The sequence below is a fragment of the Chryseotalea sanaruensis genome (genome assembly GCF_003990915.1).
Classification (GTDB): domain Bacteria; phylum Bacteroidota; class Bacteroidia; order Cytophagales; family Cyclobacteriaceae; genus Chryseotalea; species Chryseotalea sanaruensis.
Genome location: NZ_BHXQ01000001.1, coordinates 513,747 through 533,483 on the forward strand (window position 1 = coordinate 513,747; position 19,737 = coordinate 533,483).

A 19,737-nucleotide genomic window follows, 5' to 3' on the forward strand; every position below is an offset into this window, starting at 1 on the left:
ATGCCGAAACTGAAAACGAGATTTCGTGTAGGCCTAGGGTTAGAAATTAAAAGACCCCTCTTATGTTAGCTTTTCAGCACATTATTTTGACTTTTAGCTTATATTGGAGCTTATTTTTGGTTACACACTTGGCTTTTTGATTATTAACCACTCGTAAACCTGTACTGCCTCCGCATGAGATTACTTTATAACGCACTTCTAGTAGTATTACTTACTATCGGATTATATTCCTCGGCTTATTCTCAGGCAGTACCTACACCGATTGCCCCTAGAACCTATTCGATATTTCACGAAACAGATAATCAACAGGTAATCACAATTACCTGGAATAGCAATGTAACCATCACTGGTGCTGCAGGTTGGACGATCACAGTTGGAGGTGTTCCGGTAGTTCCATCTGGAAGCGTTAGTGCTGGAACCACAACGAACATTATTTTGTCTTCAGCCATTTTGCCCGGCCAAGCGGTTACAGTTCAATGGAGTGGTGGGAACGGTGCAGATCCTTTTGGTCCCTCAGCTTCTCAAAATAATAAACGTATTTTATGCACTGATTTTACCTTTGCAGCATTGAACGGTAATACACCACCTTGTGCTCCCGTGGATCCAAATAATCAAATGGTTTTTAAAGTAAATCCAGCAGCAAGGAATTCAAGCTTTTGGGATCTTTCCAGGGTTACAGGAAGGGTAACATGGATAAACGAATTTGCTGCTCCATTTTCGGTTTTGGGAGCAACAGAGACTAATTTATCAGGGACTGCGCTTGCAAATGGAGGTTTTGTCGCTTTTGATTCTGAGAGTGTGCCTCTTGCTGCATCCTCTCAGCCTGGTGATTACATTTACCCGGCCAATGATCCTGTATGTGGGTACACTTCTAATTGGTATGTAAGACTTACGTATCCGGTTGCACAAGGTGAAACGACTAATTGTCCGCGCACTTCTCCTAACCAAACGATTGTTTACGCCTCTCATAATAATGATGATTCAGGAGTAGGGGGAGATGTTAGAATGCCAGCAACGATCGCTAACTCCGACCTTGTTTGTTTAGGAACAAACGTGAACATGACATTTACTGATAATACGGATTTAAATTGTAATCCCACGACTACTCCAATACCAACTAATAACGGAAGAAGATGGGTGAGGGTGGTTTACGGTTCTACAGATCTTGGAGGAGGGAATACTGCTGCGGATAATATTCCAAATATACATGTAGATGGCGTAGAAGTAACAGATGCAAATGGTAACCTGCTTTTCCCTGGAGGATATATACCTTCCGCCTATCCCTTTGCAGGCGTGCCGGATGCTTTTGGTGTAGTGGAGATTCCTGCCACTGTGGATCTACCTCGTGGTATTTTAAATTTAATTACAACAACATCCCCTACAGGTCAGGCAGTTGGTCAGCGATTTTGGGTGAGGTTAGATTACTGGAATGGATGCAATGCTTATGATGGGATTGGAGATGCGTTGAATCTAAGAAGGTCAGTAGAAAACGAAATTGAAATTATTGGGAAACCCGTTGCCCTTACAACCACAGGTTTATCTACATGTTATGATGCAACTAATAATTTAACAGGTATTAATTTCACAACAACCAGTACCCTTGGCGGACTTCGCACGGGTGTAAATTGGTATGCGTCTTTAGCCAATGTTGGAACAACAACAAAAATACCAAACGGAGTAAATAACTTATCACTCCCTGCAAGTGCCTACACAACAGCGAATGGTACTTCAGTGAATTTCAGAACTGACAATACTGGTGGACGATATTATTCTGTGTGGACTACACAGGTTCAAGGAGCAACCAATACTTGTGAGAGTGATCCGGTTGAGGTAGTCATCTATCAACAACCAAGAATAAGTGTTGCCCCAGATTTACCCACAACACCAGTTGGTGACAATTCAGTTTGTATAGATGCCGTAGAAATTTATACTACAAGTGCACCAGGTACTAAAACAATCGCTGCAACAAACTCAACTAATGGGGCAGCAATCAATTTTCAACTAGAGAATTTGTGGAGTGATGGATTTGGTGCGGATGTTTCCGTATCGCCCACAGCTACAACAACGAATTCAACGACTGCCACCTTCAGTTTTGGTGCACAACCCAATCCATCTGTTACCAATAATATTAGTGTTAGAAGAAGGTACAGGGCTACAGTCGCTGATGCTGTCAGTGTAATTAGCCCGCTTCCAGCTCCATTTACATTACCAACTTACCTTATTACTCCCCAGACCTGCCAAACAAATGCGGTAAATCTATCCGTTACCGTTTTTGGTGAAAGTAATGGTGGTACCATTAATGGAAGTCCGACTATATGTGATGGTGTAAGCACTGGTAATATGACCCTAACAGGGCAACGTGGCGCAGTATTGCAATGGGAGAGAAGTTATGATGATTTTGGGGCAGCTCCAGCTACACCGTTTATCGCAATAGTTGGGACAACAGGACTAACAACTTATAGCGAAGTACCCCCTAATGGTCCCGGTACTTATAAATACAGAGTATTAGTGCAAAACCAGAATGCAAGTGGTCCTTGTGCCGCTGCCTATACCATAGTGGCGAATCAGAATACTGTAACAGTTAATCCTGTACCACCTAAGCCAACGATAACCCCAAGTGGTATAACTACTTTTTGTGTGGGTTCGAACGTTACTTTGTCTTCAAGCACAAATGATGCAGATAGTTATCAATGGTTTAGAAATGGTGTGTCAGTTGTTGGGGCGACAGGCCAAAATATTGTCCTCTCTACAGTTGCGCAAAGTGGAGACTATACTGTGCAAACAAGAGGTATCGCACCTACTGTTTGTTTAAGCACAATCTCAGACCCGGTAACAGTAACGATCAACCCGCTTCCTACGGCTTCAAATCCAGTAGGAGGAGGCTCAGTTTGTAATGGCACAGCTGCCCCTGATATCGAATGGACCTTGTCAGGCACACCGCCATTTGATTTTACAATAACACGTTCTGTGGAGGGTCCATTAGTTGTATCAGGTCATGGCAGCACCACCTATACTATTGTTGCACCCAACCCGGCTTCTTCTCAAACATATCAAATCACTTCATTAACTGATGCAAATGGATGTTCTGCGACAGCATTAGGTACTGCTGCCACCGTTAATGTCATAGCAACACCACCGCCTTCAGTAGAACTATTTACAGGAACAGCTGCAGTTTGTGACGATGGCGGTACAACCAATCCACCAGATGCTTTGCTGGATTTGCTTCCTAACCAAGTTGAGACTTATAGCATTAGGTATCGACTAAGAAATTTATTAACATCTGTTGATGGTCCGATTATCCATATCCCTTCAATTGCATCTGACGTAAACGGTGTAATTACTATTTCACCAACCTATGCTCAAATGGGTGGAGTTCCATTGGAGGATGGCTATCAAGTTATTATTACAGAGATTTTTAACACTACAACATTATGTGCTGGTGCTGTCCCTATTTTTGGTCCTACTTTAATAGTTAATGAAAGACCAGTTGCACCAACATCTAATGGTAATGTTATTGCCTGCTCGGATGTAGTGGCTACCACAGCCATTAGTGTTGTGGCGCCCGGTGCTGGTTTTGAAATAGATTGGTATGCTAATGCTTCTGGTGGCGGGGCATTATTATCAAATAACAATTCATTTACACCTGGTGCAGCTGGCACCTACCATGCTGAGATGCGTAATGCTACAACTGGCTGTGTAAGCAGTTCGCGTACCGCTGTAGAGCTGATTTCTGATGCAAGACCAACTGACCCGACAGTGGGAGGTAACTTCGATACCTGTAGCGATGCCGCTGTACTTTCGGGTAGCGTACCTGACAATGGTGGCACAGGAACCTGGACGGTCGGTAGTGCTATTTACAACCAGACATTTTCCAGTGCAGAAAATAATATAGGACTTAATGGTACAACAGTTGGTTCGCCAGCTACCCTTGTTCGACCTGATTGGACTTTAACTGTCGATCCATCACTGTACAGTGCTACTGATGCCAATGATTATTTTAAAGTTACAGGTGGTGTATTCTCAGGGCAGGATTTGAACGATGGTACTATGACCTGGGAAAGCCGGGCAATTGATATCACAGCATTCTCAAATGTAAAAGTCTCTGTTCGTCTCGCTGAATTTGGGGCACAGGGAGGGGCAGATTTTATTCGAGCTACTTATACCATTGACGGAGGCGCTCCTCAGTTAATTGGTGAAATTGTTGACGATGCTACTGATGGTGTATTTCAAAACTTTTCTGTAACCACAGCCCCGGCAGGTACAACTTTAAAAATTTATGTCTCTGTGCATAATAATGGAAATAGCGATCATCACGATTTTGACGATGTTCAGGTGTTTGCGACAACCACCACAGCAGTCCCAGTTATCGCAGATGTAAACAATCCTGCATCAGCTGTTACTAATTTGCAAGACGGACCGAATGTTTTCACATGGACAGTTAACAGTGTCTTAGGCGCATGTACTGTACCTCCTGCAGTACTCACTATCACAAAAAATCCCCAACCCATCACACAAGACATCAATTTTGACTTGTGTGAAACAACGGAAGGAACACTTGATCATTTAAACTATGATCTTACAGTTCATAATCTGGCAGTGGCCGATGGAGATCTTACAGACAGGGCAGTAACCTGGTTTACAAATGCGCTACTGACTATTGCTGTACCTGATGCTACGGATGTAACCGTGAGTGATGGAGATGTCTTCTACGCACGCGTAGAAAATACAGTTACTGGTTGTACGAATGTTACTCCTATCCTAAATCCTGGCTCTGTTACTTTCAATGTCAATCCTTTGCCAGTTGCCAACGATCAGGATGATACAAATACTGAAACTGTTTATTGCGAAGAGTTTCCTGTTGGCAGTGGTGTAGCTAATAATATTGACCTTACTATTCTTAATGACAATGTAATTGGTGGCGTTGTGCCCAACAGAACGGTTGCCTGGTTTGAGGCTGATGGTACTACGCCCGTACTTACTCCGACTGATGTAGATGCCGTAACGGATGGGAGAATTTATGTAGCCCGTGTTACAAATACGTTGACCAACTGTATTAATACAGCGCAGGTGGAAATCACCGTCAACCCGCTTCCTTTGGATAATGCCATTATCACCCCAAGCGGAACAACCCCGGCAACATTCACTGTCTGTGCCAGTACAACCATTTTGTTATTCCAGGTTAGCCCCACATTAAATTCAGGTTCAACTTACTCTTGGTCAATACCAACCGCTGCAGGAGAGTTTGAACAGTTTGGTGGAGGTGGTGTAAACGACTTCTTCGTTTTATTAAGATTTCCTAATGCAGTGCCAGGTGGCTTACCGATCACAGTAACAGAAACTTCTGCTGATGGTTGCGTGGGTAATGTAAATACATTGACTATCATTGTTGACAGCGCACCTGCTGCTCCTGTAATTGTAGGGGATAACAACGTATGTGCAACGGAAAACAATGTCAGCTATACGATTGCTGCTCCCGGTATATCGACCTATACCTGGACAGTGCCTGGTACCTTGGGTTCTATTGTCAGTGGTCAGGGTACGGATGAGATTATTGTTAACATCAGTAATACCAGTGGAAATATTACGGTAATTGAAACGAATGCAACAGGCTGTGTGAGCCCCGCAGCCGCTCCCTTTAACGTAACGGTTAATGCAAGACCTACTATTACATCATTAAATACTGTAGACATTTGTAGTGGCGAAGTAGTTAATGCTAATCATACCATAACGGCAGTGCCTGCACTTGGCACAGTCTTCGATTGGGTAGTAACAGCAAAAGTCGGCCCCGTTGGTGGTGCCAGTGTTGGTAACAGTGGTACAGGGCAGATTAATCAGACCTTAACCAATACATCCGCATCATTAGGTCAGATCATTTATGATATAACCCCTAAGATAGATATAGACCCAACAGCAGGTGTTGAATTTTGTAACGGCCCTACACAAACCTTTACAGTAAACGTTTATCCGGAACCTGTTGGTAATGACCAAGCCCTGAACATTTGCAGTGATAATCTCTTTACTTATGATCTTCAGGTAACGAACATTGATGGATTAGGTAATGGACTTCCTACCGTGTTTGAATATTTAGTTACTTCCTCTAATTCAGGTGCTGTGCCTGCAGAGCCAAATCGTGTGGCAGCAACGAATCTACCGATCAGCCATACTTACACCAACACAACAACAGCTAACGTAACAATCACTTATATTGTCTTTCCATTCTATGACGATCCACAGGCATGTGCCGGAGAAGATTTTACAATAACCTTAACTGTACAACCTGAACCACAAGGTATTGATGATGCCGATATTGTTTGCGGAAGCGCGGCTGTGGGCTATGACCTTGTAGCTAATATAGCAGCAGGTAATAACCTTACTGCAGGAACAACTTTTAGCTGGGTTGCTGCAGATAATCCGGATGTAACAGGGGAGAGTCTTGTACCTCAAACGGGTAATACCATCACTGATGTGATAACCAATGTTACAACAGGAAACGAAGATGTGGTTTATACAGTCACTCCAATTAGTGCATCTGGTTGCTCAGGTAATACTTTTACAGTTACAATAACAGTTAGACCTACTCCCGTAGGTGCCAATAATTCTATTGTAAGATGTAGTGACGAGAATGTGGGGATTATTTTATCAACCAATCCAGCTGCTGTTGCTGCAGCAACTTATACAATAGCAGTAAATGCAAATGGTTTAACACTTAGCGGTGGAGTTGATAGTAACGGACCACTAAAACTAGCCAACGAAATTAATGACGATGCATGGTTGAACAACACATTAAATCCTGTTAATGTAGTCTACACCATCACACCTGTAAGTGCCGATGGTTGCCCTGGTGTTAGTTTTACGCTAACCGTTCAGGTTAATCCAGAACCTATTGGTATTGGTAACGCAGTAACAAGATGCAGTGGAGAAGCTGCGGCTGTAAACCTAACAAGTAACGTTGCAGCTGTAGCTGCAGCCACTTATAACATTAGTGTTAACGCCAACGGACTTATACTCGAATCGGGTACAGACAGCAATGGAAACGGAAAAGCTTCCAATGAATTAGCAGATGATTTTTGGAGAAACACAGGTTTAAGTCCTGTGAATGTAGTTTATACTGTTATTCCGGTTAGTGCTGTTGGTTGCTTGGGTAATGCAGTAGTTGTTACGGTAACTGTTAATCCTGAACCTGCAGGTGTAGATAGTGGTTCATCGTTCTGTAGTGATGATGCCCTTGGCATTAACATTTCAACTTCGGGCACTTCAGTTGCTGCGGCTACTTATAACATTGTAGTTAACCCTAACGGTTTAATTCAAAGCAGTGGCACTGGCAGTGGTGGTAACAATAAATTAGCCAATGAACTGGCAGCTGATGCCTGGAGAAATATTGGATTATTGCCTGTAGATGTTGAATACACCATAACTCCAGTAAGTGCAGATGGTTGTGCCGGTGATAACTTTGTGATTACGGCAACAATTAATCCTGAGCCTGTAGGTAATACCAGTGCAGCAACAGTATGTAGTGATTCCCCTGTGGGTGTAACAATTACAACGGCCGGTACTTCAGTGGCAGCTGCGACTTATAACATTTCAGTAAATGCTAATGGTCTAATCTTAAGCGCGGGTACAGATAGCAATGGTAATGGAAAGGCTGCTAATGAAATAGCGGACGATCAGTGGACTAACACAGGATTAAGCCCTGTTAATGTAGTCTACACGATTATCCCAGTAAGTGCGGCTCCCGAAAGCTGTTTAGGTGATCAATTTACGATTACTGTAACGATAAACCCTGAACCAGTTGGTGTGGTTGCTGCGGCCACACGTTGCAGTGATCAGGCTGTAGGATTAAATATTACTAGTAATGCTGGATCTGTTCCGGCAACCAGTTATAATATAGTTGTTAATAACAATGGCCTTACGTTAAGCGATGGTACTAATAGCAACGGAATTAATAGGGCAGCAAGTGAAATTGCAGACGATGAATGGACAAATACGGGATTACTCCCAGTAAATGTAGTTTATACAATTAATCCTGTTACCGCTGCTGGCTGTATTGGTGATGCTTTTACTATTACAATAACTATAAATCCAGAACCAGTCGTCAACAATGTTGTAGATACGAAATGTAGTGACGAGGTATTGGGGATAACACTTTCAGGTGTTGGCACCTCAGTAGCAGCAGATAATTACACTATTGCTGTGGCTAATAACGGACTAATACAAAGCGGTGGTACTGCCAGTGCTGGTGCATTAAAGGCAGCAAATGAATTAGCAGATGATATTTGGCGTAACACAGGATTGCTTCCTGTGGATGTTGTTTATACGATCACACCCGTAAGCGCAGATGGTTGTTCTGGTAATAGTTTTACGGTTACAGTTACTATTAATCCGGAACCAGTTGGTGCAAATAGTGCAGTTACAGTTTGTAGCGATAATGCTGTGGCTACCAACTTAACAACCAGTGGTTTTGCTGTAGCAGCCTCATCGTACAACATAGTAGTTACAGATAATGGACTTACACTTGCTTCAGGTACGCCAAGTGGTGGTAATGCAAAAGCTGCCAATGAAATTGCCGATGATGTATGGCATAACGAGAGTAATGGCGCTGTTAATGTAATTTATACTGTTACGCCCATTAGTGCGGATGGTTGTGAAGGCAATCCTTTTACGGTTACAGTAACTGTTAATCCAGAACCTGTATTAGCGGCTGGACTTAATGATACAGTTTGTAGTGATGCTATCGTTGATTTAGTACTAAATACAAATGGCGCAAGCGTATCAGCGTCCGGGTATAATATTCTAAACAGAACAGTTGCAGGCGGACTAACTCCTGTTGCACAAGTAACTGTGCCTACCAATGGTGTGGCAGCCAATTATTTGCGAAACGAAGTGTATAGAAATACAACAAATGGAGCTCTGACTGTTACTTATCGTGTAGAACCTGTTAGTAGTATCGGTGCTTGTTTGGGTAATTTTCAAGATATTATTATTACTATTAATCCTGAACCTGTTGTCGCAGCTACTTTAAATAACAATGCTTGTAGTGACTCACCAATAAATCTAATCCTTAGCGTTGGCCCGGGCAGTGTTCCTGCTGTTGACTATAACTTGGTGAATAGAATTGTGGCACCAGGTCTTATCCCTGTAGTTCAGCAGCCGATTACCAATAATGTTGCAGCCAATTATTTACAAACTGAAGTGTACAGAAATACAACCAATGCTGCGCTTACAGTTCAGTATATTGTAGAGGCTACAGGTTCCATTGGAGCATGCGTTGGTGATCAACGTACTATTACGATTACAATCGATCCGGAACCAGTTATTGCTACTACTTTAGATGCTAACCGATGTAGTGATGCAACTATAGGCTTGGTTTTAAATACCAATGGAACAAGTATAGGTGCACTTGATTATAATATTGTTAGTCGTGTAGTTGCACCTGGATTAACACCTGTGGCGCAAGCGGCTGTTCCAGCCAATGCAGTGTCGGCTACACATCTCCAAAGTGAAATTTATAGAAATGAAACTGCAGGACCGTTAACCGTTACATACGTAGTTGAAGCAAGAGGTACAATAGGCAATTGTCTGGGTGATCAACGCACGATTACAATTACAATCGATCCTGAACCGATTGTATCCTCAACTTTAAGTGCAGCTCGATGCAGCGATAGCATTGTGAATCTGATATTAGATACACAAGCAGGAAGTGTAGCCGCTGTTAACTACAACATAGTGAGCAGAACAGTGCCGGTAGGTCTTACTGTGGTCAGTCAGGCTATTGTTCCAGCCAATGCGGTTTCAACTACCTATCTGCAAAATGAAATTTACAGAAATACAACCAATGGTTCTATAACTGTTCAATATGTAGTAGAAGCAGTAAGTTCAATAAATGGTTGCTTAAGCAACCCTAGAACTATTAATATTTCAATTGATCCTGAGCCTGTAATTTCCACAACTTTAGATAATACAGTTTGCAGCGATGCAAATGTTGGTTTAGTGCTTAATACTAATCCAGGTAGTGTTTTGGCAGCCAGTTATAATATTGTCAGCAGAACGGTAGCGGCTGGTCTTACCCCATTAAATCAGGTTGTAGTGCCAGCGAATGCAGTGGGCGACAATTATTTACAGGCTGAGCTTTATAATAATGTAACCAACGGACCACTTACGGTTCAATATGTAGTAGAAGCTACCGGAACTATTAATGGCTGTCCTGGTGATCAACGTACTATTACAATTACCGTTAATCCGGAACCTGTAATTTCGCCTTCTTTAAACAGTAATGTCTGTAGCGATAATGCAATAGGTTTAATACTGAATACAAATGGCAGCAGTGTTACTGCACTAAATTATAACATTGCTGGCCGTGTAGTGGGAGCAGGATTAACACCAGTGACACAGGTAATAGTGCCGGCCTTGGGTGTATCAAGTAATTATTTACAAACTGAACGATATATCAACACTACTGGTGCACCCATTACAGTAACCTATACTGTGAATGCAATAGGTACAGTCAATAGTTGCCCTGGTAATGACAGAATTATTACCATTACCATAGATCCTGAACCAGTAGTGGCTACCACACTTGATGATGATATCTGTAGTGATCAGCCCATAAATTTAGTGCTAAACACAAACGGAACAAGTATTGGAGCCTCTTCGTATAATATTCTCAGCAGATCTGTTGGTGCAGGTTTAACAGGAGTAAGCCAGGTATTGGTACCTGCGGCTGCCGTTTCTGATACCTACTTGCAAAATGAAATTTACCGTAACACAACAAACGCATCAATCGATGTTGTTTATGTTGTAGAAGCAAGAGGAACTATTAATAATTGTCTTGGTAAAACAAGAACCATCACCATTACAATAGATCCTGAGCCGGTAGTGTCTGCTACTTTAAATGATAATACATGTAGTGGTGAAGATGTAGGTCTGATACTTAATACAAATGGTATAAGTATCGGTGCGGCTTCTTATAATATTGTGAGCAGAACAATGGCCGGTGGTCTTACCCCGATTTCACAAGTTGTTGTTCCATTCACTGGTGTTGTCAATAATTATCTGGAAACAGAGGCTTATGAAAATACTACCAATTCTGCCCTTACGGTGGAGTATGTGGTTGAAGCTACAGGAACTATCAATGGTTGTGTGGGTGATCAGCGTACCATTGTTATAACAGTAGATCCACAGCCAGTTATTTCTCCAACGCTGAATGCATCAGTTTGTAGCGATACCCCCGTTAATTTAGTACTGAATACAAATGGAACAAGTGTCAATGCGCTTAATTACAACGTGCTTAGCAGAAATGTTGGTGCTGGACTTATTCCAGTAAATCAAGTGGCAGTAGCGAACGGAGTTTCTGCGACTCATTTGCAAAGCGAACAATACATAAATCGTACTAACGCTTCGATTCCTGTTACTTATGAAATTCAAGCAAGAGGTTCAATTAATGGATGTTTGGGTGATCCGGTGTTCATTACCATTACTATTGATCCGGAACCTGTTATTGCTACTACTTTAGATGAGGATGTTTGTTCTGATAACGTTGTAGGGTTAATCTTGACTACAAACGGAACAAGTATTTCAGCAGCTAACTATAATTTTTCAAATAAAATAGTAGCCGGTGGCTTAACACCTGTTGCGCAGGTACTTATACCCGCAAATGGAGTGGCCGCTAATTATGTTGAAAACGAAGTTTATAATAACACGACAAATGGACCTTTAACAGTACAGTATTTTGTTACCCCAGTAGGCACAATCAATGCTTGTTTAGGTCAATCGAAAACAATTATCATAACTGTTAATCCAGAGCCGGTTCTATCTACAACACTAGATGATGCAATTTGTAGTGATGAAGAAATTAACCTTGTTTTGAATACCAACGGAACAAGTATCGCTGCATTAAACTATAATGTTATTAGCAGAACAGTTGGTGGTGGCTTAACACCTATTGCAGAAGTTGGGGCACCTGCTTTGGGTGTTTCAACAACCTATTTCCAAGATGATATTTATCAAAATACAGGAGCGCTTTCTGCATCAGTAGTTTATGTAGTGGAGGCGGTAGGCACAATAGATAATTGTTTAAGCAACCCAAGAACCATTACGCTAACCATAAATCCTGAGCCTGTAATGTCTCCTACACTTGACATAGCTGGTATTTGTAGTGACCTACCTACCAACCTTACGTTAAATACAAATGGTACTTCTGTAGCGGCAAGTGAGTATAATATAGTAGGTATATCGGTACCAGGAGGTTTAACGGCTAATGCTGCAAATACGATTGTTCCCTCAAACAACGAATTGGACAACTATTTGCAGAACCACCGATTTAACAATACAGGTTCAACTGATTTAGTAGTAGAGTATAATGTGATCCCTGTCAGTGCCGCTGGGTGTTTTGGAAATGCCTTAACAATTGATGTAACGATCAATCCTGAACCTGTTGTGGATACTAACCTTGATGAGATACAGTGTAGCGATATTGCTTATGGTAATTTGTTAATAACAAATGGCACTTCAATTGGTGCTGCAACGTTTGATGTTACCGCATTGGTTGAAGCTGGCTTAACAGGAGCAGCGAGTACAGGTTTAGCTCAACCTGCCAACCTCATTCAAAACGATGCCTTTACTAATCTTACAGCCACTCAGTTGAAGGTCACCTACTCAGTTATTCCAAATGGTACAAACGGATGTATTGGAGAAGCAAGAGCAATTGAATTTAAGGTTAACCCGGAACCGGTGTTGGATGTGCCGGCACCAGATGCTATCTGTAGTAACAATACAAATCAGCCAGATCAGACTGAAATTGTATTAAGTACAAATGGTACTTCGGTTAACGCTACTAACTACAGATTATTGAATGTAGAGTATAGTGATGGCGGACCTTTTTCAACGATAGCACCTGCAGGTTTATCACCTAATCCAAGTAATCGATCTATAAGTGCAGTTAGTGGTGTAAATCTTGTAAGAGCCGATAGGTATAATAACATATCTTTAAATGCGATAACAGTTCGGTATACCGTAGAGCCAATTGGACCTACCGTTGGAGCCTTTACTTGTTTGGGAGATTCGGACATCATTGAAGTAGTGGTTAATCCAGAACCTGAAATTGATCCAAGCATTAGCCCGACCGCAGTGTGTAGTGATGTGCCAGCAGGTATATCTGCAGAACTGGGTGAAAGTCCTTCATCCATTGCCATTGCTACTTATATCATTAAAGCAATTAATTTCCCTGACCTTACTGCAGGAACATCTAACACTGGTATAGGAAATAACAAGCCATTCAATGCTTTAGTGAATGACAGTTATACAAATGTTTCTGAAGTTCAGCGTGCAGCTACATATACGATTGCACCCGTTTCAGCTGCTGGCTGTACAGGTTTGGATGATCAGATTGTGTTAACGATCGATCCTGCACCAAACTTGGCAGATAACTTAAGCCGTATTGTATGTAATGATGCTACAGCGAGTATTACTCTGGCTGTAAGCACAACAGTGGATGCGAACGGTGGTTTTGATATACTTGACATTGACACAAATGGAGGTCAGAATAGTTTAACACCTAATGGCGGAAATGCAGTTGTGGTAAATGGAAGCCCTGCTAACATATTAGCAGGAGATCGATTTGTGAATACTTCTGGTGCTACAGACACAGTTCGTTATGGAATTAAGCCAGTTTCGGCTGCAGGTTGTAAAGGACCTCGTGAAGTGGTTACACTAATTGTAGAACCTCAAATTCAGATGAATGTAGGTTCGGACATAGAAATATGTAGCAATGGTTCAACAAACTTTACGCTAACCTCACCAACTGTTGCATCGGCTGGAAGTATTACATTTAACTATTCTGCGTCATCAACGTCTCCTCAACTTTCTGGTTTTAGTGTTTTCCAAAATAGCTTACCGAATAACCATACGATAAATGATTTATTGACAAACAACGCTAATGCTGCGCACACGGTTACTTACAACGTTACACCACGTGCAGAATCCGCTGCAAATGGTGTAGGTTGTGCAGGTACCTTAAGCCAATTCTTAGCCAGGGTCCAGCCAAAGCCAAAGCTTGTACCAGTACCTGCATCATTCACCATTTGTGAAGGTGAGCCATTAGGTGTCGATTTATCAACAGCATCTTCACCTACAAATGGAACGGCAGTACCTATTCCGGTTTCCTTCAATTTATTAAGAGTTGAAGAGGAGTCAGGAAATATACCAGATTCTGTTCTTGGATTTACTAGTGTTTGGCCAACTGCTTTTAATCCTGGTATTGATGTGTTGAATGAAGTATTGACAAATATTGATACAGTGCAACGGACAATACGCTATTTCTTTGAACCTCGTTTTGATATAGTGGCAGGAACTTGTCTTGGTGATGAAACAAGCATTTTGGTTACTGTAAATCCACGTGCGCAAGTTGTGGGTTTAACTGATGTAGAGGTATGTAGTGGGGAAGAGTTTACGCAGAACATTGCGGTAACTGGTGCTGAAACTGCATCCACCCTTATTACATGGACCAGAACTACACCACCACCAACTGGTTTGACGGGTTCTTCTAATGGGGCAGGAAATATTATTACGCAAGTGCTATTCAATAATAATAATTCCAACGCTTCAATTACCTACACGTTTACTCCACAATCATTTAATTGTGTGGGTACAGCAGCTTCATTTGTCACAACCATTTTACCTACCCCAAAAATTGTAGGACTTGCTTCATCTTTTAACATCTGTAACGATGCAGATTTTGAGATTAACCTTGATAATTTTAGTCCGACTACAAATGCTATCTTTAACTGGACAGTCGATAATACTGATCCTCTTCTTTTAGGATCAGTAGGGGGTAATGGACTAGCAATTGACGACACATGGTCGAATGCTACAGGTTCATTAGCAACAGCCACTTACACTATTACGCCAATCGTTGAGAAAACGGATGGCTCCGATTGTATAGGCCCTGAAAAAATTGTCAGTCTTAATGTTGCGCCAGAGGTAGGGGCAACCCTATTTAGTTCTACAGGAGATAATGATGATTACTTGTGTGAAGGTAGCAAGGGTTTCTTGTTCTTCGAAAATACAGGTCTGCCATCTTTTGATATGACGTATCGTGTAGATGATGGAACAAGCAGCAATGATATTACTCTGACAAAACAAGGCATTATTAAGCTGTTAGAAGTTCAACCTGCTGTTACAACTACTTACACCATCTTATCTGTTAAAGATGCTTTTGGTTGTGAGTTTAATCCAACTAGCGATAATGTTGTAGTTGTAAATGTTGGCGATACTGACGCAAACTTTAGTATTGTTGGAGATCCTGTCAACTGTAGTCCTTTCCCAGTAGATTTCGAATACAATCAGCAAAGCGGTGTAGTCTATAACTGGAAGTGGTTTGATGGAGAGCCTGACTCAACATATACCGCTGGTACAGATGTCACAGATCAGATAGTAAGACATACCTTCTTTAATCCTGCACCAGGCGCAACGGTTAAATACAAAGTATTTTTAGAGACTGCTTTTGCGGATGCTGCTGATCCGGATGACAATTATCCGGGTGCTTGTTTTAATACAACGTTCAGAGAGGTACAGGTATATCCTACAGTTGCTACAGCTGTTTTCCCTGATAAAACAGAAATCTGTAGTGGCGATGAGGTTAGATTCGTCAATACATCGCAAGGCGTAAGAGAAGATAAGTGGTTCTACCGTGTTCAAGGTTCTGGTGGTGAGTTGGAGTCACGCACAGGTTCATATACTCCTCCGCAACGACCTGCTACTAGCCAGATTTATAATTTGGAAAATATTACATCCACTGATCCGATTATTATAGAAGTCGTTTATCAGGCTGCTAATTTAAATTGTCCTGCAGCTGATGTTGTAATACCAATCACCGTTTACCGAGGTGTTGTCGCAAACTTCGAAACAAGTACACCAACTGAATTTGTAGGTGGTCACTCATTTGTAGATGTTACAAACACTTCAACTCCGATTGACGCTACTGACTTTACATACGAGTGGAATTTCGGAATTGATGCAGCACCCGCTGATTTGAATGGCACCACACCACCAAATCCGATTGATTATACTACTCCAGGTTTAAAAGAGATTTCATTACTGGTTACGAATATCGATGCCTTGGCGAACGGTCTGGTGTGTTCAAGTGAAATTCGTAAGACAATTGAGATTGTGGTTCCTCCATTGTTGGCAAACTTCAGGGCTATACCATTAGCGGCATGTTATCCGGTGGATATAACGGTAGTGGAGAACCTTGCCACTGGTGATGAGTTTGAGTGGACTGTAATTGATGAAGCGGGTAGAATTTCTGCAACATCTAATGCTAACCTACCAGTATTTGCCATACCGAATCCAGGTAAGTACACTATCATACTCGTAACAACTAACTCTTTCACTGGCCAACAAAGTCCACCAAGCGTGAGAGACATCGAGATATTTGAAAGTCCGGTTGCCTCATTTGAAGTAAGACCAACCACAGTATTTATTCCGGATCAGGAGATTACGACCTTTAACTTTAGCAGTGGGGCGAATCAATACGATTGGGATTTTGGCGATGGTAATACCTCTATCGACTTTGAACCAAAAATTACTTATCGAATTGAAGGCGAGTACCCAATCACGCTGGTAGCCGGATTTAATAATGGATCGCGGGATATTGATGGAGATGGTATATCAGATGGAAGTATTGTATGCTACGATACGTTAACCCGAACTGTACAAGCACGTGACGGTGGTTTAACCAGAATACCAAACTCATTTACACCTAATCCGAACGGACCTGGTGGTAGCGGAGGCAACGGTGGAGCTGGTTCTTTCAACGATGTATTCTTGCCAATTACAAAAGGTGTAGAAGAATTTATGATGCAGATTTTTGATCGATGGGGTTCACTGGTTTTTGAAAGCAGGGATAAAAATCAAGGTTGGGATGGTTACGACAGAAACAGAAATCTTTTGCCAGCAGGTGTTTATGTGTATAAGCTGGAGTTACGCTTGTCTAATGGAGACAGAACGACACAAGTTGGAGATATAACCCTCATTCGCTAATTTTCAATGATGAAGAGAATTTTAATAAGTCTGCTTTGTTTACTAATGATTGGAGAGCTTGCAGCGCAAGATCCTCAGTTCTCACAGTACTACCAGGCACCACTTTATCTTAATCCCGGCTTCACCGGAATTACACCTCAGCAACGCTTGGTGGTTAATCATCGTGTGCAATGGCCAAACTTGCCGCAAGCATTTTCTACCTATGCAGCTTCTTACGATATTTTTGTAGATGAACTGCGAAGTGGTTTTGGTATTTTAGCAACAACCGATAAAATGGGATCAGCAGGTTGGCGCACAACCACAGCAGGATTACTTTATTCATTTAAAGTAAAGCTTACTGATAACATTGTTTTCTCTCCTGGTTTGTATTTTGGTTATGGTACTAACGGTTTGGATAGAAACCTATTAACACTAGGGGATGGGTTAGAATTTCAGGGTCAATCATTAGATCCGGAATTGAATAAATTAGGCAGACAGGATTATTTTGATTTTGGTTCGGGCTTTCTTTTCTATAACAGGAATTTATGGTTAGGCGCTGCCTTTCACCATATGAACCAACCTAACCTTTCTGTTTTGGGTGATGTTAGCAGATTGCCAATGAAAACTTCCATTCATGGTGGCGCCAGGCTATCTTTATACAATGGGCCTCGTACCCTTGCTAAGGTTTCGTATTTAACACCATCATTTATATTGCGCAAACAAGGCAAGTCATTTACACAGTTAGATGTTGGTATTAACTATCATATTGATCCCGTATCAGTAGGCTTCTGGTATAGGGGAAAACCATTTGAGAAAACGGTGATTAATTCTGTTGCACAGGATGCGCTCATTCTCTCATTAGGTATGTATTTCAAAAATTTATCAGTTGGGTATAGTTATGATTTTACAGTATCAGAACTTCAAACTGCCGGTGGTGGCGCGCATGAGATTGCCCTTACGTACGAGTTTGTAGCAAAGCCCTTAAATAGAAATATCAAGCGGAAATACAGAATGATACCATGCCCATCCTTTAATAGCAAAGAGGGCTTTTGGAATTAGAACAGCAATATCAGTTAGTTAAGCTTCCTTGGTCATCCTCTCCTTTGGAGAGGACTGGAGGTGAGTCCACTAAGGAAGCTTAGCGAAACGACATTGAATTAGAATAGAGCCTTCTCATCTTATAAATCCTTGTCGTAAATTGCACCAAACCTGGTGTAACTATTTAGTCCATGAATTTAGCTGAATCAATACAAGATCCTGTTTTTAAGACAGTTAGCCGCTGTGCTCAAGAATCAGGTGTAAGAGCTTTTGTAGTGGGGGGTTATGTTCGTGATCTCATTTTGAAAAGACCTTCGAAGGACATAGATTTTGTATGCGTAGGGAGTGGTATTGAACTGGCGGAACGAGTTGCAAAAGCCCTGGGACCAAATGTACATGTCAACGTTTTTAAGAATTTCGGAACAGCACATATACCCTTTCAAGACTTTGATCTTGAGTTTGTAGGAGCACGAAAAGAGTCGTACCGATCCGATTCCCGCAAACCTATTGTAGAAGATGGAAGTTTAGAAGACGATCAGAAGAGGCGAGACTTTACGATAAATGCTTTTGCCATAAGCCTGAGTGTTGAAAACTATGGTGACTTAATTGATCCTTTTAATGGTTTAGTTGATCTTGAGAATAAGATAATCCGCACACCACTGGAGCCGGGTATAACTTTTTCTGACGATCCATTGAGAATGATGCGCGCGATTCGTTTTGCCTCTCAACTCAATTTTGACATTGAAGCGGATACTTTTAATGCAATTATTCAACAAGCTGAACGACTTGCCATTATATCGCAGGAGCGTATCATCGATGAACTTAATAAAATTGTTTTAAGTAAAACACCATCTTACGGTTTCAAGCTTTTGTTCCAGAGTAAATTACTCCATCAGTTTTTTCCTGAACTGGTTGCTTTGCAAGGAGTAGAGTACGTAGGGGGGAATGCGCATAAAGATAATTTTTATCATACACTTCAAGTGTTAGATAATGTATCGAAAGTATCGGATGACCTTTGGCTGAGGTGGGCCGCCATTATGCATGATATTGCCAAGCCTGCGACAAAGCGATACGATCCTAAGGTTGGCTTTACTTTCCATGGTCATGAAGAAAAGGGAGCACGCATGACGCCAAAAATATTCAGAAGGTTAAAGTTGCCTTTAAATGACCGGATGGATTTCGTTCAAAAACTGGTGAGATTACATCTTCGTCCGATTTCCCTTGTTAAAAATGTGACAGATTCTGCCATTAGACGCCTTCTCTTTGAAGCAGGCAATGATGTAGATGCGCTTATGATGTTGTGCAGAGCAGACATCACTTCTAAAAACCACGAAAAAGTATCACGCTTCCTTAATAATTTTGATAAGGTAGAGGTGAAGATGAAAGAAGTAGAGGCCAAGGATAGCGTACGCAATTTTCAACCACCTATCTCCGGAGAAGAAATCATCAAAATTTTTGAATTACAGCCGGGCCCACTTATCGGAGAGATAAAAGAGTATATCAAAGAAGCAATCCTGGAAGGAGAAATCAAAAATGATTATGAAGAAGCGAAAGCATTGATGATAAAATTTGCTTCGACCAAAGGATTACAAGTGAAGGGAGGAGTTTGATGTGATGATTCGTTGATTAGTTGATTCGTTAATTGATTTGAAGACCTGCCTACCGCAGGCAGGTCTGATAATTTGA

General features: G+C 41.6%; 3 protein-coding genes. All 3 read left to right on the plus strand.

All coding sequences use genetic code 11. The features are described from left to right. Positions 1-174: 174 nt before the first annotated feature. The 3 genes from SanaruYs_RS02145 (at position 175) to SanaruYs_RS02155 (ending at position 19,661) form a co-directional block, all read left to right on the plus strand. On the plus strand, positions 175-17,034 hold the full coding sequence (locus tag SanaruYs_RS02145; RefSeq protein ID WP_127120857.1) for a PKD-like domain-containing protein: 16,860 nt from the start codon (positions 175-177) through the stop codon (positions 17,032-17,034). A gap of 9 nt (positions 17,035-17,043) precedes the next feature. After that, on the plus strand, positions 17,044-18,072 hold the full coding sequence (locus SanaruYs_RS02150; RefSeq protein WP_218022346.1) for a PorP/SprF family type IX secretion system membrane protein: 1,029 nt from the start codon (positions 17,044-17,046) through the stop codon (positions 18,070-18,072). 170 nt (positions 18,073-18,242) lie between these two features. Beyond that, positions 18,243-19,661, plus strand: coding sequence for a CCA tRNA nucleotidyltransferase (locus tag SanaruYs_RS02155; protein WP_127120859.1), 1,419 nt, complete (start codon positions 18,243-18,245; stop codon positions 19,659-19,661). Positions 19,662-19,737: the final 76 nt, after the last annotated feature.

Coding starts and splice junctions, on each gene's coding strand:
- SanaruYs_RS02150 (WP_218022346.1), top strand. CDS start 17,044: ATGAAGAGAATTTTAATAAGTCTGCTTTGTTTACTAATGATTGGAGAG.
- SanaruYs_RS02155 (WP_127120859.1), top strand. CDS start 18,243: ATGAATTTAGCTGAATCAATACAAGATCCTGTTTTTAAGACAGTTAGC.
- SanaruYs_RS02145 (WP_127120857.1), top strand. CDS start 175: ATGAGATTACTTTATAACGCACTTCTAGTAGTATTACTTACTATCGGA.